We start from the raw sequence: 17469 nt of genomic DNA on the forward strand, positions 1-17469 counted from the left end.
AGGAGGGAAATGGCGCCTCCCAAGTCGAAAAAATCCGCAGCTGTCAAAAAACCTCAGCCCGCTATCCCGGGCAGCGGACGGGCGCCTGGTCGACGGCCGCGAAAAGCCGCCACGCGGTCGCTCTACAGCCCCGCCGAGGTGCATGAGATATTCCGGCGCTTTTCCGTGCAGCGGCCTGAGCCGAAAGGCGAGCTCGACTATGTCAACGCCTTCACCCTGCTGGTCGCGGTGGTGCTGTCGGCGCAAGCGACGGATGCCGGCGTCAACAAGGCGACCAAGGCGCTGTTCGCCGCGGCCGACACACCGGCCAAGATGCTGGCATTGGGCGAGGCCAAGGTCGGCGACTATATCCGCACCATCGGTCTGTGGCGCAACAAGGCCAAGAACGTGATCGCGCTGTCGAAGGCGCTGATAGACGATTATGCAGGCCAGGTGCCGCAGGATCGCGACGAGCTGGTGAAGCTGCCGGGCGTCGGGCGCAAGACCGCCAATGTCGTGCTCAACATCGCCTTCGGCCAGCATACCATGGCGGTCGACACGCATATCTTCCGCATCGGCAACCGTATCGGGCTGGCGCCCGGCAATACGCCGGATCAGGTCGAACAGGGGCTGCTCAAGGTCATCCCCGCCGAATATATGCGCCATGCGCATCACTGGCTGATCCTGCATGGCCGCTATGTCTGCAAGGCCCGCAAGCCCGATTGCCCGGTCTGCGTCATCGCCGACATCTGCAAGTCGAAGGAAAAGACCACCGACGTGCCCGCCCCGCTGGTGCCGATCGCGCCGCTGGATGAGACGTTTCCGGTCGAGGCCGTCTGACTCAGTAAAGTTTTAATATCCGTAGCCGCGCGCCATGGCCGCGGCAAAAACTGGAATGAGCAGGAAGATAAGGCCCTCGGCGCGGACATAGTTCTTCACCGATGCCAGTTCCGCCGCCGGCACCGCGAAAGACGGATTGCCGCTCGCCTGCCTGTTCCAGGAGAGGAAGCGCATAGTCGGCACAATCGACAGCAGGCCGACGATGACGAAGGCCGCCATCTTTGCCCAGAACACCCAATTGTAGACGTAGAATTCCCAGCCCTTCAGACCGAAGAACACCCGGCAGATGCCGACGATGACGATCAGCGCGGCGATGATGCCGTAGTGGCGGTCGATGCCGGCAAGGCGCTTCAGCGTCGCCGCTGCCAAATCGCCGCGCACCAGCACGAACTCGGCGCCGATGATGCCGGCCAGCGAGAACACCAGAAGGTGATGCGCGATCGCCAGCAACAGGTCTGTGGTGTCCATGGTTCTTCCTTCGGTCGACTTGCGTTTCTGGGTCGGCTTCGCGCGCAAACTAGCATCGCCGGGGAAAAAGCCCATAGCGATGCTGCCGTGCCATGGCTTTTATGGCTGGAAGAGCCAACGCATTGGCCTGGCTCTTGATCGAGCGTGCTGTTTTGCTAAGCGCGGTCGCGTCAATGGAGGGCAATGCCATGAGCATCAAGATCGAAGCCGGCGTGCCGCTTCTCGAAACGGCGCGCACCGTTTTGCGGCCGCACAGGCTGGACGATTTTGAAGCCTATGCCGCCATGTGGGCGGAGCCCGCCGTCACCCGTTTCATCGGCGGCAAGCCGCGCACGCGGGAGGAGAGCTGGATGCGCTTCCTGCGCCATGCCGGCCTATGGTCGCTGATCGGCTATGGATTCTGGGCGATCGAGGACAAGGCGAGGGGGAGCTTCATCGGCGAGGCCGGCTTCCACGACCTCAAGCGCGAGATCGTGCCGTCTCTCGAAGGCGTGCCGGAGGCCGGCTGGGCGCTGGCCTCGGAGGCGCATGGCCAAGGGCTTGCGAGCGAAGTCGTGGGGCGGATCGTCGCCTGGAGTGACGAGACGTTCGGACAGGCAAGAACCGTCTGCATCATCGATCCGGAAAACGGCGCTTCGCAGAAGGTGGCCGAAAGGAACGGCTATAAAGAAATTTTGCGGACCACCTACCACGAGAAGCCGACGATCCTGCTGGAACGGCAGGCCGGATCCGGAAAGCAAAGCGCTTAACCCGCCTTGCGGCGCAAGGCCCCTGCCACTCCGTTCCACGCGTCCGCCTTTGCACCTGGATGGCTGCCCAGCACCGTCGTCGCGTCGAATGGCTGAGGCCTCGCTATGGCATAGCCCTGCGCGTAGTCGACGCCGATCGCCTTCAAGGCTTCGGCGATGCCATCGCTTTCGACGAATTCGGCGATGGTGCGTTTTCCCGTCACCTTGCCGATGTGATGGATCATCTCGACCATCGCGCGGTCGATGCGGTCGTCGAGCATGTCCTTGACGAAGCCGCCGTCGATCTTGAGGTAGTCGACCGGCAGATGTTTCAGATAGGCGAAGGACGACATGCCGGAGCCGAAATCGTCGAGCGCGAAGCGGCAGCCCAGGCCGCGCAGATCGGCGATGAAGCGCATGGCCTCGGTCAGATTGGCGATGGCACTGGTCTCGGTGATCTCCAGGCAGATCGTTTCGGGCGCAATGGCGTGCGCGGCGAACTGCTCACGCATGAAGCCGAGAAACGTCTCGTCGCCGAATGTGGCGCCGGAGAGATTGATCGCGCAGGTGGATATCGGCGTCGCGCGCGGATCGGTGCGTCGCGACGCCAATATGGCGAAGGCGTTGCGTACCACCCAGCGGTCGATCGCCGGCATCAGTCCATAGCGCTCCGCCGCCGGAATGAAGCTCTGCGGGGTGACGAAGCTGCCGTCCTCGTCGGTCAGCCTGAGCAGGATTTCGACATGCGCGCCCGGCTCGGCAGCATCGTCCCGCAGCGGCGCGATCTCCTGCGCATGCAGCCGGAAGCGGTTCTCATCCAGCGCGGCATGCAGGCGCTGCACCCAGGCCATCTCGCCGAAGCGCTCGCGCAGCGCCCTGTCGCCGTCGCTGTGGAGCTGGACGCGGTTGCGGCCCTTTTCCTTGGCCATGTAGCAGGCGACGTCGGCGGCGCGCAGCACCTCCTCCAGCGTCATGCCGACATTGGCGACCTCGACCATGCCGATGCTGACGCTGATGTTGAAGGGACGCCCTTCCCAGGAGAAGTGCAGATCCTGGACCGTGGCGCGCAATCGTTCGGCGGTGGCGGCGGCACAATCGGCATCGCAATCGAAGAGCAGCACGCCGAACTCGTCGCCGCCCAGTCTCGCCAGGATGTCGCCGGGCGGCAGCTCGTTGGCGAGCAGCGCCGAGATCTGGCGCAGCAACTGGTCGCCGGCGGCGTGGCCGCAGGTATCGTTGACCAGCTTGAACTGATCGAGGTCGAGATACATCAGCGCGTGCCGGCGCGACTTCTCCGGGTCTTCGGAGATCGCACTCGCCAGACGCTTCTCGAAGTCGCGGCGGTTGACGAGACCGGTCAGCGCATCATGCGATGCCTGCCACGACAGGCGCTCGATATAGTCCTGCTCGCGCGCCATGTCTTGCAGGGCCAGGACGCAACCCAGGATCGAGCCGGAAACGATCAGCGGAGCGCCGTTCAGCGCCACCGGCACGACCGAACCGTCGGGGCGCTCCAGAAGCTGCGGGCGAACATTGGAGCGGCGCGGCTCGCCCGCCAGCAGGCGCGGGATCAGATCGGTCTCCTCGACGCCGCTGTCCTTGTCCACGAGCCGGAACAACGAGGCGACCGATCTGCCTTTGGCGGCGGGTAAAGAGCAGGCAAGCAGCCTTTCCGCTCCGGCATTCATATAGTCCAGCCGCCCCTTAGCATCGGTGCTGATGACAGCCTGGCCGATCGAGGCCAATGTGATCTGAGCCCGCTCGCGCTCGGCGCTGAGGGCTGTCTGAAATGCCTGGCGCTGTTTTATCAGCTTTCGCGTGCGCCAGACGGCGAGCAGGATAAGCAGCGCGGCTGTCGCGAGATTGGCCGCCGTCAGCGCCGTCTTGATGAAGCGCGATCCCTCGCCGAGACTGTCCGAAAAGTCCTTGGCGAGCGGCCCGATCCGGTGGTCGATCTGGTGGATTTGCACTTTCCAGAGAGCGATCTCGGCTGACGATGGCGGCCCTTTTTCGAGCCTGCGATGCATGTCGTCGCCAAGTCTTTGGATGGCGAGGATCATCTCGTCGGCAGCCGTCCAGTGGCGGATCGCCGTGTCGAGATAGCTGACGCCGCGGAAATTCCGGAACAGCCAGATCAGGCCGGCGACATCGTCGGGATGGTTGTTGCCGCCGAGAAAGCCAAGCCTGGCCGCATTCGTGTCGGGCTCAGCCTGTTCGAGCGCAAGCCGCGCGGCGCGATCGGCCAGCGGCACGGCGATGGCCTGACGATATTCGCTGAAATACTCTTCCCGGCCGGTGTCGGCATAAAGGCTGAGGAAATAGATGGCGTGCTTCTGCCCCTTCGACCATTGGCTTTCGCCGCCGACATAGGCGCGGACGGCTGACAACGTGTGGAGGCTGAGGGTCGCAATCAGCGCCTGGATCAGGACGACCGCGACGAAGGGCCAGACCAGCCCGATGAGACGCGGGGCGGCATCGGTCGATGAGAGCTTCATCCCATTCCCATGGCGCGTGCGCAGGCCCCCTCGGTGTCTGTCCGACTGGCTCATCCGCCGGTTGAGACGATGTTCTTCCCCACATGTCGTCCGGTTACTGGCGACATCAATCCAAATAACGTGCCTGGATTAACGGTCGATAAATTTGCCCAGTATTTGTTTCATGAGTTATTGCTCAGCAACAGAAGGACGCTTACACGCTTGATGCCGATATTTCGTGCCTAATATCGGTTTACGGTGCGAGGGCGCGGAAGAAAAGCCGGCTACATCAATCCGATAGCGCCGCGCGACAGTCTCGTCTCAGCGCCTGGTCTTGGATTTGTTGAGCGCAACGGCCTCGCGGACGAGCGCCTTCAGGGCGTCGGCGTCGATCTTGTCGCCTTCCTTGAAATCGATGGCGCGCCGGGTGTTGCCTTCCAGGCTGGAGTTGAAGAGCTTCTTGGGATCGGGCAGCGCCGCGCCTTTGGCGAAGGTCAGCTTGACGACGGCCTTGTAAGTCTCGCCGGTGCAGATCATGCCGGCATCCTCCCAGACCGGGACGCCGCGCCATTTCCATGTCTCGACGGCTTCGGGCGCCGCCTCCCTGATAAGAGCGCGGAGCCGGGCAAGCGTCTCGCCCCGCCAGTCGCCCAGCTCCTTGATCCGTCCGTCGATCAGTTCGGACGCAGACTTGCCGTCCTGTACGTCGCCTTGTTGCATGTCCGGTTCTCCTCGATGCTAAATAAGAGATCGCCACCATGGCCCTTTCGGGGAGATGGCGCTTGATTTTTCGTGCGCTTACATCCGTTCGCCGGGCAGCCGGCTCGCCTGCTTAACCCAGGAGACGACTTGCTCCTCGTCGATCGGCTCGTTCTCGTGGATGTGGAAATAGCGTGTGTCCTTGCTCTTGGATTCGACAGGCGGCACTGGCTTCAGCGACAGGCCGCGGAAGAACGCCACCTTGATGTATTTGGCGAAGCAATGGATGCCGAGGAACCAGCCTTCGCCTTCCATGCCGTAGAAGGGAGAGTTCCATTTGACAGCCTTTTGCACACCAGGGACGGCCTGCATGATGAGCTGGTCGAGCCGGCGCCCGACCTCGCTCTTCCAGCCCGGCATCGCCGCGATATAGGCCTGCACCGGAGCATCGCCATAGCCCTTGGCGATCTGCGGGTTGCCGCCCGAAAGCAGGACAGGTTTGGCGTCCGCGGATCCGGCAGCCTTCGATTTCGTCTTTGCCATCAGGCCGATCCCGTGCGCTCGCCCGCCGGCTCCCCGCGCCATCTGGCGGCATAGGGCAGCACGAACATATAGAGGCCGCTGAACAGCAGCAGGAAAAGCGGAATCAACGGCGAATAGACGATCCAGGCGGGCGGCGGGCCCATGGCCATGGCAGCGAAATTGGCAATGACAGAGACGGTGAAGATGATCGAAAGCCAGCGGTGAAGCTGCCTGATCCACTTGCTCCAGTTCAATATAACCTCCCTTGCGAATGACGATACGGATCGAGCTCTCTACCAGTGCGCCAGTTGCGAAAGCTGAATGAGGTTGCCACAGGTGTCGTTGAGCTGCGCGATGGTCGCGCCGGTCACCGCGGTCGGCGCCATGGCAAAACTGCCGCCATTGGCCTTGATGCGCTCATGGTCGCTCTTAATGTCGTCGGTGAACAGCATCAGCGCCGGCTGGCCTTGCTTGAAGATGGCCTGCTGATAAGTCTTTGCCGCCGGATTGTCGTTGAGGGCCAGCTGCAGTTCGGTGCCATCCGGATCGTCAGGCGAGACGACAGTCAGCCAGCGAAACGGCCCATTGGTGAAGTCGGCCTTCTTGGTGAAGCCCAGAATTTCGGTATAGAAGCCAAGAGCCTTATCCTGGTCGTCGACATAGATGCTGGTCAGCTTGATCTTCATTTTGGTGTCTCCATTGCTTACGCCTGCGGTTTGCCGCCCCGCCGGAACCGTGTCTGTCTTTTGAGGCTTCGGCGGACTTCAATCGATCCGCGAAAGCAGCTGCTCCAGGGCCGTGAAGTTGCGCTTCCAGCCGACCGTGGCGCCGCGGTAATACGGCTCCTGGTCGGTGCGGAAGCCGACCTGCTCCATGCGCAAACGCGTGCCCTTGCCCGTCGGGGTGAGCGTCCAGGTGACCACGCTCTCGAGATCCTTGGTGTCCCAGCTGTAGGACAGGGTCCGGTTGGGCTCGACCGTCCGCACCTGGCAGTCGACGCCGCCCCATTCGGCGCTCATGTTGAAGCGATGGTCCACGACCGGCTTGAAGCTGTTCTTCATCAGCCACTCCTCGATGAGATGCGGTTGGGTGAGCGCGCGCCAGATCTTTTCCGGCGGAAAAGGTATCTCGCGCTCGACGATGACGGAGCGCGTTGCGGCCTCATTCATTGATCCATCCTTTTGAGCAGGTCTTCCAGATCGTCGAAGCGGCTTTCCCAAAACCCCGCCATGTGGCGCGTCCAGTCCATCAACGGCGCGAGCGCCTTGAGCTGGGCGCTGTAATGGGTCTGGCGGCCCTCATGGCGGTCGCGCACCAGTCCCGCTTCCTTGAGGACGCCCAGATGCTTCGATACCGCCGGCTGCGACACCCCGGCCTGGGCGGTCAGGGCTCCGACCGTCTGCTCGCCGTGACGGCAGAGGCGTTCGAAGATGGCGCGTCGCGTCGGATCGGCGAGCGTCCTGAACAGCATGTCATGCGCGGTCGTCATTTTTAACCGATAACCCAGTGGCTATTGATTGACGTATAACCATTGGGATATGCATGAGTCAAGCAGCGAATGAGGACGCGCACCTGAAGCCGCGGCCGTGGGCCGGCACGCCGGTACGGCCGGACGGCACTGAAAAGATGGTTGCTTATGCCGCGTTTGCTGACGGAACGGTCAAATCCCTCAGCAGCGTGGAAAGGTCCGGTTCGTCGATGAGCAGGGCGGCGTCGACCGCCGGAAGCCATGCGCGCTGCCGGTTCGCGGCTTCCTGCCAGTCGACAAGCTCCTCGGCGACCTCGAGCAGATAGACCACAACGTCGACCCGAATGAAGCCGTCGGGCATGCGTTTCCAATAGGAATAGGTGCCGGCAGGCTGCTTCAGCGTCCTCCCGAGCACGCCGGCTTCCTCCCGGGCTTCGATCATTGCCGCCTTGCGCCCGCTCTTGCCCTTCATCGGCCAGCCCTTCGGCACGATGAAGCGCCGCGTGCTGCGCGAGGTGACCAGCAGCACTTCCAAGCTGCCGTCCTCTCGCAACCGATACGGAATGGCCGCCACCTGGCGGATGCGTTGGCCCTTCTTGGCTTTGCGAACTGCTTTCTTCTTGGTTGTTGCCATCCCAAATTCCGGTGAGAGCAGCGTTTTGCCGCACGCTATCTGCGCGGCAAAAACCCTAAAAGCGCCGCCCTTGCAATCCGGCATTTTGCCAGCAAGTAAGTCGGCTAATAAATTGAAAAAAACAAAATGTCAGCGGCAAACTCTGGAAATCGTGTTGCCGACCGCTTCCATCCGGCACGTCCTTTCAAATATCGGCACATCGGGCTGGCTCCTGGGCGGGGCCGGCCGGTCGAGTTCGCGATAGATTTGCTGCTGCTGCTGGTATTGCTGCCGCTGCAACCTGTTCTGCAACTGCTGCAGCTCATTCTGCTGCACCAATGCGTTGCGATTCGTCGGGATGACGATCTGCGCATAAGACGGCGCAATCAGACACACCGAGGCCGCCAGCACTGTGCCTGCAAGAACAGACAGACTGTGACGAAGCATCCGCGCGGCTCCCATACAAAAAACCATGCATTTCATATAATGCGGGCAGCCAATAGCGCCATGGGTAACCGCGAAACGTGATGCGGCTCACCGAAGCCGGGCGATTGGCTATGCCGCGACGCCGGCGCTGGAGATCGGGGCCGACATCCCGGTCAGCGCCATCGCCAGTTCCCGCCTCTGCGGAAAGGCCGGCGTCGAGTTCTCCACCAAGCAGTGGGAGATCGAGGGGCGTTTCGCCGCCGCCGAGAATCTGCCCGGCAATCCGGCATTGCACTTGACGGAAGCCATCGATTCGCCCCTCTATCGGGTCGGCGCCGGGCTGGAGCTCGAGGGCGTCAACGGCGTCGGGTTGGCTGTCAGGTACGACGACGCCTTTGGGCAAACGATCAAGCAGAATGCGGTCAGCGCGTCTCTGAAGGTCAGCTTCCAGCTGACGCGGGCGGCGGCTAAGAAGGGATCTCATGAGGACGAAATACGCGTATCTCGCGGCGATGCTGGCAGCTGCCTGCATTGCCGGTTTGCCGGCAGCGGGAGTTGCCGCGCAAAATAAGGCCGACAAGGTGGCGCCCGCGGCCGCTCAGTCAGGCGACGCAGCGGCCAAGCCGCAGCTGCCGGGCGGCGCCTCGGCGCTGTCGGAGACGCATGGCGACTGGACGGTCAACTGCCAGGTCACCGGCACCAACAAGGTCTGCAGCCTGTCGCATCAGCAGTTCAACAAGCAGAGCGGCCAGCGGCTGCTGGCGATCGAATTGACGACCAAGACCGGTCAGGACGCCGCCGGCACGCTGGCGCTGCCCTTCGGGCTTGCCTTGGCCAACGGGATCTCGTTCGAAATCGACGACAAGAAGCTGGACGGCACGTTGCAGTTCAACACCTGCCAGGCGGTAGGTTGCCTGGTACCGGTGACGTTCGACGCCAATATCACGCCGTTGCTGCAGAACGGCACCACGCTGAAGGTCAACGCCACGGCGGCCGACACTGCGCAGCCGATCTCCTTCACCATCTCGCTCAATGGCTTCGGCAGCGCCCTGGCGCGGACGGCGGACCTGTCGGCGGACTAGGTTGTCGAAGACCGGCCGGCTGAACGCTTCGTCATCCACGGGCGGAGCAAGGAGCGAAGCGACGCGCGCAGACCCGAGGATCCATTCCGTGACATAGGAGCGCTGCTCACGGTGCAGAATTCTGCGCCGCTGCGCTCTACAATCCAGGTAACGGAATGGATCCCAGGGTCTCCGCGACGCCGCTTCGCGGCTGCTCCGCCCAGGGATGACGAAGTTGGAAGGTTTCGGCCAACCAGCACGGCTTGCCTCAGCTACTCAACCTTGCGCAAACGGTATCCCACGCCCGTCTCGGTGATGATGTAGCGCGGCTGGTCCGGTGTCTTCTCGATCTTCTGCCTCAGCTGGCGCACATAGACCCTGAGATACTGGACGTCGGTCGAGTCGTTCCAGATCTGCTTCATCAGGAACTGATGGGTCAGCACCTTGCCGGCATATTGCACGAGCATGCGCAGGATATCGTATTCCTTGGGCGACAGTTTCACTTCCTTCCTCGACCGTGACGATGCGCTTCACAAGGTCGACCGAAAAGGATAAAAGAATTCGAACAAAAAGGGAACGAAGAAAAATGCTCGACATCGCACCATCGCAACAGGCGGCAACCTGGCTCGGCTCATTCGGCCGGGCGCTCGAGGCCGGCGATATCGAGGCGGCGACGAACCTCTTTGCGCAGGATTGCTACTGGCGCGATCTCTTGACCTTCACCTGGAATATCAAGACCATGGAGGGGCAGGCGGCGATCCGCGAAATGCTCAAGGCCACGCTCCACTTGGCGCAGCCCTCGCACTGGCGGCTGTCCGGAGAGCCCAGCGTCGACGACGGCACCGTCGAGGCCTGGTTCACATTCGAGACGGCGGTGGCGCGCGGCGAGGGAATCCTGCGGCTCAAGGACGGCCGCTGCCGCACGCTGTTCACGGCGATGAGCGAACTCAAGGGGTTCGAGGAACGGAAGGGGCCGGCGCGGCCACTCGGCATCCGCCACAAGGCCGACCCGAACCGCGAGACCTGGGCGGAAGCACGGGCACGCGAGGCGCGCGATCTCGGCGTGCATGAGCAGCCCTATTGCCTGGTGATCGGCGGCGGGCAGGGCGGCATCATGCTCGGCGCCCGGCTGCGCCAGCTCGGCGTCCCTACGCTGATCATCGAGAAGAACGCGCGCGCCGGCGATTCCTGGCGCAACCGATACCGCTCGCTCGTGCTGCACGATCCCGTCTGGTACGATCATCTGCCCTACATTCCGTTCCCGGAAAACTGGCCGGTCTTCACGCCCAAGGACAAGATGGGCGACTGGCTGGAGATGTATACCCGCGTCATGGAGCTGAACTACTGGGTCGCCACCAAATGCATCAGCGCCGCCTATGACGAGGCCGAAAAAGTCTGGACCGTGGTGGTCGACCGCGTCGGCCAGCGCATCACGCTGAAGCCGAAGCATATCGTCTTCGCTACCGGCGCCTACGGCCCGCCGCGGCAGATCGAGCTGCCGGGCGCCGACAGCTTCAAGGGCGAGCTTCTGCATTCCAGCCAATATTCCACCGGCGAGAAGTTTCGCGGCAAGCGCGTGGCGGTGATCGGTGCTGCAAGCTCAGGCCACGATGTCAGCGTCGATCTGTGGGAAGCGGGCGCCAAGGTCACCATGGTGCAGCGCTCGCCGACGACGGTGGTGAAGTCCGACACGCTGATGGATATCGGCTTCGAGATCTTCTCGGAAAAGGCGCTGGCGCGCGGCATCACCACCGACAAGGCCGACATGATCGTCGCCTCAACGCCCTTCGCGCTGGTGCCGAAGGGCCAGCGGGCGCTTTATGATGTGATCCGGGCGCGCGACGCGGATTTCTACCAGCGCCTCAGCAACAGCGGCTTCGCCATCGACTTCGGCGAGGACGAGACAGGACTGTTGATGAAAGCCTATCGGACAGGCTCGGGCTATTACATCGATGTCGGCGCTTGCGAGTTGATCCTGAACGGCGAGATCCAGGTGAAGAGCGGTGTCAGCATCAAGTCGCTGACGCCGGACGGCATCCTGTTTGAAGACGGCAGCGAGCTCGCCGTCGACGCGATCGTCTGCTGCACCGGCTACCAGTCGATGAACGAGACGGTAGCGGGGATAGTCTCGCGCGAGGTCGCCGACAAGGTAGGTCCGTGCTGGGGCCTCGGCTCCGGCGTGAAGGGCGATCCGGGTCCATGGCAGGGCGAATTGCGCAATATGTGGAAGCCGACGGCGCAGGAAGCGCTATGGTTCCACGGCGGCAATCTGGCGCTGTCGAGATTCTATTCGAAGTTCGTTGCGCTGCAGCTGAAGGCGCGCATGGAGGGGATTGCTACGCCGGTTTACGGCGAGCCGAGTAATGCGCGATCCTAGCTTCGTCATTCTAGGGCGGAGCAAGGAGCGAAGCGACGCGGCGCAGACCCTAGAATCCAGGCCGTGACATTCGTGACGTGCGCAAGCGGACAGGAGGCGATTCTTCGCCGGGCGTCTCGAGCCCCATTCTGCACCGCTGCATTCTTCGGTGACAGTCACGGCATGGATTCTAGGGTCTGCGCTCCGCTTCGCGTCGCTCCGCCCTAGAATGACGACGATGAGGGGCCAAAATGCCTCGCCGCCACATCCACATGCGTATGTTGCGCATGGGCCTCGAAGTGCTCCGTCTCATTGTGGTCGGGCGCTTCGTTCGGCCACCATTTGCCGCCGATGACGATGCCTTTGGAGACTAGTCGCTGATCCGCGACCAGTGACGCTCCAACAGCATCGACGAAGGTGAAGCGGCCGGGCTGCAGCTTCAACACGGCGACGTCGCCGGTGCCGCCGACCTTCAGCGTGCCGAGTTCCGGCCTTGCGATCGCCTCCGCCGGCCGCTGCGTCGCCGCGCGCAGCACCTCGACCAACGGCATGCCGAGCGCCATGAGCTTCGACATGCACACCAATATGTCGAAGGCGGGACCGTCGACGCAGTAGAGATGCACGTCGCTGGAGATGACGTCGGGCGCGAGGCCCTCGGCAAGCATCGCCTTCGCCACCTCGAAGTCGAAGGAACCCATGCCGTGGCCGATGTCGAAGATGACGCCGCGCTCGCGCGCCAGCCGCATGTCCGGCCGCACCGCTCCGGAGGCAAAGACCGGCGCGTTGGGGAAAGGCCGGAAGCAATGGGTGAGAATGTCGCCGCGGCGCAGCCTGGGCAGCACTTCCGAGCGGCCGGGCGGCGGCTCGTCGATATGCGTCATCAGCGGCAGGCCGGCCTTGTCGGCGGCTTCGAGCGCGAGGTCGACAGGCGCGATGCCGCTCGAGCCGCCGGCATGCTTGCCGGAACGGACCTTGACGCCGACGACGACATCGGCGTGCTCGCGCACCGCCGCCACCGTCTCGCGCGGCTCGCAAAGCCTGAGATCGCCGCATTCGCCGACGGATACGGTTTTGGCGAAGCCAAATATGCCGGCAAAGGAGATGTTGACGTAAGCGAGGATGCGGACCTTCGAGCGCTCGATGACATGGCGGCGGAAGCCGAGGAAATTGCCGGCGCCGGCGCTGCCGGCATCGACGAAAGTGGTGGTGCCGCTCTTGGCGGCGAGCCGGTCGGCGTCGACGCCGAGCGAGGTGCCGCCCCAATAGACGTGGCTGTGCAGGTCGATCAGGCCGGGCGTGACGATGCAATCCCTGGCATCGACGACTTCACTCGCCGCCTCGGCATTGATGGCGGCGTCGATCGCGGTGACGCGGCCATCGGCAATGGCAACATCGCGTGGCGCGTCCAGGCCCGATGCGGGATCGATGAGGCGCCCGCCCTTGATCAGGAGATCGAACTGCATCGGTGCCCTCGCTTTGTCTGTTCGTTTCACGCAATTCCGGACGGAAGGCTACGGCGAAGTCGCCGAACTAACGCTAAGCACTTTTTCTGGAATTGCTTCAAGCGATCCGAGCGGGCGATCAGACCGGCCGATAGGCGACGGCTTCGACTTCGATCTTGATGTCGATCATCAGGCGCGATTCGACCGTGGTCCGCGCCGGCGGATCCTTCGGGAAATGTTTTGCATAAACGGTGTTGAATGTGCCGAAATCGCGCCCGTCCTCCAGCCAGACGGTGGTCTTCACCACATCGTCCATGGTGCAGCCGGCGAGCGCCAGGGCCGCCTTGACGTTCTGCAGCACCTGCTCGGCCTGCTCGGCGATGCCGCCTTTGATCACGAGCCCGTCGCTGCCCACCGGCACTTGACCGGAAATATAGACGAAATCGCCGGCACGGACGGCGGGCGAGAGCGGAACGTGGGATTTCCCAAAGCACTGCTTGGACAAGGGGAGCCTCCTTCAATCGACGACGGGAACCGGGGGTTGCATAGCCGTCTACGCCTGTCGGCACGATCCTCCTAGAGCCAATGTCGGAAAGCAACATTCTTTCGAAATCCATGTTGCTTTATTACAGAAGCCTGAGCATCTTGCGCTCGACGCGGCTTGAAATCGGCCGCGCATATGAGGGAGATCGGCATGACCTTCGACAAGAATCCGTTTCCGGAAGGCGATGCCGACCGCCACGCGCTGTGGGAAATGCTGGTGCGGCGCGACATCGACGCCTTCCTCGGTCAGGACTGGTCGATGGTCGAGGACGATTTCATCGCGGAAAGCTTCTTCGGCATGCATGCGCATTTCCTTGCCAATGCAGATGCCTGGCGGCTGCAGTTCCCCCGGCTGGAGGTCTATCGCGACGAATGGCTGCGGCAGGCCGAGGAAACCGCGGCGACGAAATTCGCCGAGCCGCTGCGCGAAGCGCTGTTTCGCGTCACCAACATGCGCGACATCGACGTCGACGGCGACCGCGCGGTGCTGCACAAGAAGTTCGACGGCTCGGTCGCCAAGGCCGACGGCGGCGTCGACCGGCTCAAATGGCAGACGCTCTACTTCTGCCGCAAGGTCGGCGGACGCTGGAAGATTGCCGGCTTTGTCGGCTACATGCCGCATCCGCTGGGCAGCTAGGAAGGAGCTATCGGACGCCGCCTGAGCTTAGCCGAAGCGTCTGTCAGTTCGTCATTGACGACGTTAGGGAGGCTTCAGCCGACGAGCTCGCTAGGACAGCCGTGGCAACCGCTCATCGGGCGAGCGGTGGTCGAACACGACGCCCATGGTCTTACCAACGGCGGCCATGACGATCAGTTCGATGAGATGGTCGTCACTGTCCTGGCAAGCCGGGTCGGATCGGCGTATGGCGTCGAGCATCGCCCGGGTCGAGATGGTATCGCCGGCGCGAAATTTCGAAAGAGCAGATGAAACAAGGTCTTGCACCGTCGGATCTATGACGGGCACTTCCGCAGCGACGTTCATCGGCCTCCTCCTGCCATGAACCCTCCCGCAAAAGATGATACGCCAACGGTTGGAATGTGCCAGCAAAATGGTGGTCCGACCAGTGTGGCTGGCGACAGCCTGCCGTGAGATGTGGACACCTGCTGGCTAACGGCAGCGTAAGCTCGACGCACCGCGCTCGGGTTGATAAGCCCGTCGCGCGCAGGGAGACGATCCGAGTCGAAATATGACCGTTGCAATCGAGATGGGGCAGACGAGCGCAGGCGCGTCGGCGGCCCTCGACCTTGAGGAGTTGCTGGCGACCCGCCTGCTGGTGCAGGGCAATTCGGGCTCGGGAAAGTCGCATCTGCTGCGCCGTCTTCTGGAGCAGAGCGCGCCCTGGGTGCAGCAGACCATCATCGACCCGGAAGGCGACTTCGTGTCTCTGGGTGAACGCTTTGGCCATCTGGTGATCGACGCGGAGGAACATACCGAGCGCGGCCTGCAGGCGGCTGGCGAGCGGGCGCGCATACACCGCGTCTCGACGGTGCTCAACCTCGAAGGGCTCGATGCCGAGAACCAGATGCGGCGGGCCGCGGCCTTCCTCGGCGGGCTGTTCGAGGTCGCGCGCGACCATTGGTACCCAATGCTCGTGGTCGTCGACGAGGCGCAGCTCTTCGCGCCCGCCGCCGCCGGCGAGGTTTCGGACGAGGCACGCAAGCTCTCGCTGGGCGCCATGACCAATCTGATGTGCCGCGGCCGCAAGCGCGGGCTTGCCGGCATCATCGCCACGCAGCGGCTGGCGAAGCTCGCCAAGAACGTCGCGGCGGAAGCCTCCAACTTCCTGATGGGCCGGACCTTCCTCGACATCGATATGGCGCGCGCCGCCGACCTGCTCGGCATGGAACGGCGTCAGGCCGAAGCTTTTCGCGACCTGGAGCGCGGGCATTTCATGGCGCTCGGTCCTGCCTTGTCGCGCCGTCCGCTCGGCGTGCGCATCGGCCAGACCGAAACCAGTCCGCGCAACGGTACGCCGCGGCTGATGCCGATGCCGGGAGCCGCGCTCGAAGATGCGCGCGCGATCATTCTTGCCGCGCCGCCGCCGGAGACGGTCAGGCCGATGCGCCGGCCTTCGCCCGACCTGCTCGACCAATTGATGGCGGCCAAGGCCGCGCCGCTGGACATTCGCCCCGAGCCGATGGAACCGCAGCCAAGCGCCGAGGACCTGGCAGAGCGGCGCGAGCGGATGGACCGCATACTGCGCGCCATCCTGGCGGAGCCGGATGCGGGGTTCCGCGTCATCGGCGTGCTCTACCAGGAGTTCGTGGTCCGCTGCCGCATCGAGGGCCTCGCTTCGGTCGTGCCCGACCTTTCGGAGTTCCGCCGCATGCTGACGCGCGCCCGCGCCGGCGTCGGCTCCGACATAGCCGAGGACGACGCCTGGCGCGACGTTTCCGTGCGCGCCTCGCTGCTGCCCGAAGACATGCAGGGCGTTTTCATGATGATCGCGCGCGCCGCCAAGGAAGGCTGGCCTTGCCCGAGCGACGCGGCGATCGCGCGGGCTTACGGTTCGCATTCGCTGCGCCGCGCGCGCCGGCTGCTCGATTATATCGAGGAGCAGGGCCTCATCGTCTGCCAGGTCGACGGAGCCGGCCGGCGCACGGTGACGCTGGTCGAACTCGCCTGGGCGACGGCGCCGGGCGACCCGAACGCCGTGGAGCAGGACAGCCTGGCTGGCTGACATCGGAAGACGCTGGCGACCGCGCTCTGGCAGCCTTTGCGCCATTGGTTGACGGCGAGCCTGCTTTGTCGGTGGCACGCAGCACTACATGTACCGATAAAATTTCCAACAGAAATGCCAGCGACCGAGCGATGGCGAAGTCAACGCTGCGCCATCAAATGGCGCTGCGCCGAAACGGACTCGGGCCGTGCACTTTAAGTCTTTGTTTTGTGCATATCATTCCCTCCAAATCGCAGCCCACTTTGGGAGACACAGGCATCAATCGATGGGGTGGCAGATTTGTTAAATGTTTAATGAATCGTTAACATTACGCGGGGATATATATTCCGTTATGGTTTCCAAATCGTAAAAAGCTAATATACCTGAATATAGGTTTGCTTGTCCCGCGATTGCGGCGACCGAAGGGGGGCACGCCAGCTAGGAACGTTGGGTGCGAGCGTGCAAGCGCTCTGGGGTGGGGTTTTGTCTCTCGGCGAGAGAAGTTTTTACGTTCAATCAGAGTGGCTTGGTCCTGACCAACCGCCGCGGGCGGAAGCATTCGCTTGCGTCGTCCGCACCAGGATCAGCAGTAACCGTCGGGGCGAACACTTTGGTCGTTCGCAAAGGGATCACAGGGGGTAATTGGCAATGGCGACCACAACAGTTTCAGGCTCGACCGTCACGTTTTCGAATTCGGGCGCGGCAGCCAATCTGACGCAATCCGGCAGCGAGGACGGCAGCCTCCTGTTCACATTCGACGTTCTCGCGGCGAGCGGCGGCGGAACCAAGACGACGATCTATTCGGTGGACGACGGCATCAAGAACGATGACGGAGGGGCCGGGATTGTCGTCACCAACAAGGCGTTCGCTGATTACAACAAGGACCTGCTGATCCAGGACGGTGCGAACGTCATCGAAACCAGCAGCACGAGCGGGGCGAAATTCTGGATCGGCACCGACAACAAGATTCATTATGACGCAACCACTCTAGCCCCCCTGATCAACGCGCTCGGCGCTGGCGAGCAGTTCACGGACACGATCCAATATACGATCAAGATGTCGAACGGCACGCTCAGCGTGGGTACGCTGTCGGTGGTGATCAATGGTGTGAACGACGCGGCGGTGATCACCGGCACCAGCACGGCGGAGCTGACCGAGACCAACGCGGCGCAGAACACCGGCGGCAAGCT

The 17469-nt window shown here is 63.1% G+C and carries 21 protein-coding genes and 1 pseudogene; 7 read left to right on the plus strand and 15 right to left on the minus strand.

The annotated features are described in order from the left end of the window. Window positions 1-9: 9 nt before the first annotated feature. On the plus strand, window positions 10-819 hold the full coding sequence (gene nth / locus LB515_RS22755; RefSeq protein WP_224709028.1) for an endonuclease III: 810 nt from the start codon (window positions 10-12) through the stop codon (window positions 817-819). Window positions 820-831: 12 nt separating this feature from the next. Here the strand turns inward: nth and LB515_RS22760 are convergent, their stop codons facing one another. Further along, the gene (locus tag LB515_RS22760) at window positions 832-1287 is read right to left on the minus strand and encodes a DUF2214 family protein (RefSeq protein WP_224709029.1); all 456 of its coding nucleotides are present in this window, start codon (window positions 1285-1287) and stop codon (window positions 832-834) included. A gap of 188 nt (window positions 1288-1475) precedes the next feature. On the opposite strand from LB515_RS22760, the gene LB515_RS22765 reads away from it, so the two are divergent. Then, entirely contained in the window at window positions 1476-2036 is a 561-nt protein-coding gene (locus LB515_RS22765) for a GNAT family N-acetyltransferase (protein ID WP_095769310.1), read from the plus strand. Here LB515_RS22765 and LB515_RS22770 read toward each other — a convergent pair. The 10 genes from LB515_RS22770 to LB515_RS22815 form a co-directional block, all read right to left on the minus strand. Beyond that, window positions 2033-4510 (minus strand): EAL domain-containing protein, encoded by a 2478-nt coding sequence (locus LB515_RS22770; RefSeq protein WP_224709030.1) that lies wholly within the window; start codon window positions 4508-4510, stop codon window positions 2033-2035. The two genes, LB515_RS22765 and LB515_RS22770, sit on opposite strands and share 4 nt — an antisense overlap. Before the next feature lie 300 nt (window positions 4511-4810). Continuing rightward, on the minus strand, window positions 4811-5209 hold the full coding sequence (locus LB515_RS22775; protein WP_224532207.1) for a DUF1801 domain-containing protein: 399 nt from the start codon (window positions 5207-5209) through the stop codon (window positions 4811-4813). Between the two features lie 78 nt (window positions 5210-5287). Next, the gene (locus LB515_RS22780) at window positions 5288-5731 is read right to left on the minus strand and encodes a DUF1801 domain-containing protein (protein WP_224709031.1); all 444 of its coding nucleotides are present in this window, start codon (window positions 5729-5731) and stop codon (window positions 5288-5290) included. Further along, on the minus strand, window positions 5731-5964 hold the full coding sequence (locus tag LB515_RS22785) for a hypothetical protein (protein WP_224709032.1): 234 nt from the start codon (window positions 5962-5964) through the stop codon (window positions 5731-5733). Before LB515_RS22785 ends, LB515_RS22780 begins: the two co-directional genes overlap by 1 nt. A gap of 39 nt (window positions 5965-6003) precedes the next feature. After that, window positions 6004-6396, minus strand: coding sequence for a VOC family protein (locus LB515_RS22790; RefSeq protein WP_224709033.1), 393 nt, complete (start codon window positions 6394-6396; stop codon window positions 6004-6006). Window positions 6397-6474: 78 nt separating this feature from the next. Continuing rightward, complete coding sequence (locus LB515_RS22795) at window positions 6475-6879, minus strand: SRPBCC domain-containing protein (RefSeq protein ID WP_140846287.1); 405 nt, start codon at window positions 6877-6879, stop codon at window positions 6475-6477. Next, entirely contained in the window at window positions 6876-7199 is a 324-nt protein-coding gene (locus LB515_RS22800) for an ArsR/SmtB family transcription factor (RefSeq protein ID WP_140846288.1), read from the minus strand. The genes LB515_RS22795 and LB515_RS22800 overlap by 4 nt, the downstream gene beginning before the upstream one ends. 145 nt (window positions 7200-7344) lie before the next feature. Beyond that, entirely contained in the window at window positions 7345-7812 is a 468-nt protein-coding gene (locus LB515_RS22805; protein ID WP_140846289.1) for an NUDIX hydrolase, read from the minus strand. A gap of 129 nt (window positions 7813-7941) precedes the next feature. Then, window positions 7942-8238, minus strand: a complete 297-nt coding sequence (locus tag LB515_RS22810; RefSeq protein WP_224630328.1) for a hypothetical protein — start codon at window positions 8236-8238, stop codon at window positions 7942-7944. Window positions 8239-8346: 108 nt separating this feature from the next. Next, window positions 8347-8526: a hypothetical protein gene (locus LB515_RS22815; protein WP_140846290.1), complete on the minus strand. Its 180-nt coding sequence runs from the start codon at window positions 8524-8526 to the stop codon at window positions 8347-8349. A 173-nt stretch (window positions 8527-8699) separates the two neighbouring features. On the opposite strand from LB515_RS22815, the gene LB515_RS22820 reads away from it, so the two are divergent. Then, window positions 8700-9299 carry an invasion associated locus B family protein gene (locus LB515_RS22820; protein WP_224630329.1) on the plus strand — a complete coding sequence of 200 codons (600 nt, stop codon included), beginning with the start codon at window positions 8700-8702 and terminating at the stop codon, window positions 9297-9299. A gap of 251 nt (window positions 9300-9550) precedes the next feature. Here the strand turns inward: LB515_RS22820 and LB515_RS22825 are convergent. Then, window positions 9551-9824, minus strand: a pseudogene (locus LB515_RS22825) (winged helix-turn-helix domain-containing protein); the annotation flags it as partial. A gap of 40 nt (window positions 9825-9864) precedes the next feature. On the opposite strand from LB515_RS22825, the gene LB515_RS22830 reads away from it, so the two are divergent. Further along, complete coding sequence (locus LB515_RS22830; protein ID WP_224709034.1) at window positions 9865-11655, plus strand: NAD(P)/FAD-dependent oxidoreductase; 1791 nt, start codon at window positions 9865-9867, stop codon at window positions 11653-11655. Window positions 11656-11858: 203 nt separating this feature from the next. On the opposite strand, the gene LB515_RS22835 is transcribed toward LB515_RS22830, so the two are convergent. Both LB515_RS22835 and LB515_RS22840 read right to left on the minus strand, forming a co-directional pair. Beyond that, window positions 11859-13097, minus strand: a complete 1239-nt coding sequence (locus LB515_RS22835; protein ID WP_224709035.1) for an amidohydrolase/deacetylase family metallohydrolase — start codon at window positions 13095-13097, stop codon at window positions 11859-11861. 118 nt (window positions 13098-13215) lie between these two features. Beyond that, window positions 13216-13581 (minus strand): RidA family protein, encoded by a 366-nt coding sequence (locus LB515_RS22840; RefSeq protein ID WP_224709036.1) that lies wholly within the window; start codon window positions 13579-13581, stop codon window positions 13216-13218. Window positions 13582-13770: 189 nt separating this feature from the next. On the opposite strand from LB515_RS22840, the gene LB515_RS22845 reads away from it, so the two are divergent. Further along, window positions 13771-14256, plus strand: coding sequence for a hypothetical protein (locus tag LB515_RS22845; protein WP_224709037.1), 486 nt, complete (start codon window positions 13771-13773; stop codon window positions 14254-14256). 90 nt (window positions 14257-14346) lie between these two features. On the opposite strand, the gene LB515_RS22850 is transcribed toward LB515_RS22845, so the two are convergent. Continuing rightward, the gene (locus LB515_RS22850; protein ID WP_095766222.1) at window positions 14347-14601 is read right to left on the minus strand and encodes a hypothetical protein; all 255 of its coding nucleotides are present in this window, start codon (window positions 14599-14601) and stop codon (window positions 14347-14349) included. Window positions 14602-14806: 205 nt separating this feature from the next. Between LB515_RS22850 and LB515_RS22855 the strand changes: the two genes are divergently transcribed. Together LB515_RS22855 and LB515_RS22860 are read left to right on the plus strand one after the other, a co-directional pair. Next, window positions 14807-16300 carry an ATP-binding protein gene (locus LB515_RS22855; RefSeq protein ID WP_224709038.1) on the plus strand — a complete coding sequence of 498 codons (1494 nt, stop codon included), beginning with the start codon at window positions 14807-14809 and terminating at the stop codon, window positions 16298-16300. Window positions 16301-16927: 627 nt separating this feature from the next. Continuing rightward, a partial coding sequence (locus tag LB515_RS22860; protein WP_224709041.1) for a VCBS domain-containing protein occupies window positions 16928-17469 on the plus strand: 542 nt, incomplete at its 3' end.

The sequence above is a fragment of the Mesorhizobium sp. CA15 genome (genome assembly GCF_020165215.1).
Classification (GTDB): Bacteria; Pseudomonadota; Alphaproteobacteria; order Rhizobiales; family Rhizobiaceae; genus Mesorhizobium.

What these genes read in the sequence shown, in the direction of transcription:
- LB515_RS22835 (WP_224709035.1), bottom strand. Translation starts at nt 13,097, where the DNA reads ATGCAGTTCGATCTCCTGATCAAGGGCGGGCGCCTCATCGATCCCGCA.
- LB515_RS22845 (WP_224709037.1), top strand. Translation starts at nt 13,771, where the DNA reads ATGACCTTCGACAAGAATCCGTTTCCGGAAGGCGATGCCGACCGCCAC.
- LB515_RS22855 (WP_224709038.1), top strand. Translation starts at nt 14,807, where the DNA reads ATGACCGTTGCAATCGAGATGGGGCAGACGAGCGCAGGCGCGTCGGCG.
- LB515_RS22795 (WP_140846287.1), bottom strand. Translation starts at nt 6,879, where the DNA reads ATGAATGAGGCCGCAACGCGCTCCGTCATCGTCGAGCGCGAGATACCT.
- LB515_RS22760 (WP_224709029.1), bottom strand. Translation starts at nt 1,287, where the DNA reads ATGGACACCACAGACCTGTTGCTGGCGATCGCGCATCACCTTCTGGTG.
- LB515_RS22780 (WP_224709031.1), bottom strand. Translation starts at nt 5,731, where the DNA reads ATGGCAAAGACGAAATCGAAGGCTGCCGGATCCGCGGACGCCAAACCT.
- LB515_RS22800 (WP_140846288.1), bottom strand. Translation starts at nt 7,199, where the DNA reads ATGACGACCGCGCATGACATGCTGTTCAGGACGCTCGCCGATCCGACG.
- LB515_RS22830 (WP_224709034.1), top strand. Translation starts at nt 9,865, where the DNA reads ATGCTCGACATCGCACCATCGCAACAGGCGGCAACCTGGCTCGGCTCA.
- LB515_RS22775 (WP_224532207.1), bottom strand. Translation starts at nt 5,209, where the DNA reads ATGCAACAAGGCGACGTACAGGACGGCAAGTCTGCGTCCGAACTGATC.
- LB515_RS22815 (WP_140846290.1), bottom strand. Translation starts at nt 8,526, where the DNA reads ATGGCTTCCGTCAAGTGCAATGCCGGATTGCCGGGCAGATTCTCGGCG.
- nth (WP_224709028.1), top strand. Translation starts at nt 10, where the DNA reads ATGGCGCCTCCCAAGTCGAAAAAATCCGCAGCTGTCAAAAAACCTCAG.
- LB515_RS22850 (WP_095766222.1), bottom strand. Translation starts at nt 14,601, where the DNA reads ATGAACGTCGCTGCGGAAGTGCCCGTCATAGATCCGACGGTGCAAGAC.
- LB515_RS22810 (WP_224630328.1), bottom strand. Translation starts at nt 8,238, where the DNA reads ATGCTTCGTCACAGTCTGTCTGTTCTTGCAGGCACAGTGCTGGCGGCC.
- LB515_RS22770 (WP_224709030.1), bottom strand. Translation starts at nt 4,510, where the DNA reads ATGAAGCTCTCATCGACCGATGCCGCCCCGCGTCTCATCGGGCTGGTC.
- LB515_RS22805 (WP_140846289.1), bottom strand. Translation starts at nt 7,812, where the DNA reads ATGGCAACAACCAAGAAGAAAGCAGTTCGCAAAGCCAAGAAGGGCCAA.
- LB515_RS22820 (WP_224630329.1), top strand. Translation starts at nt 8,700, where the DNA reads ATGAGGACGAAATACGCGTATCTCGCGGCGATGCTGGCAGCTGCCTGC.
- LB515_RS22765 (WP_095769310.1), top strand. Translation starts at nt 1,476, where the DNA reads ATGAGCATCAAGATCGAAGCCGGCGTGCCGCTTCTCGAAACGGCGCGC.
- LB515_RS22790 (WP_224709033.1), bottom strand. Translation starts at nt 6,396, where the DNA reads ATGAAGATCAAGCTGACCAGCATCTATGTCGACGACCAGGATAAGGCT.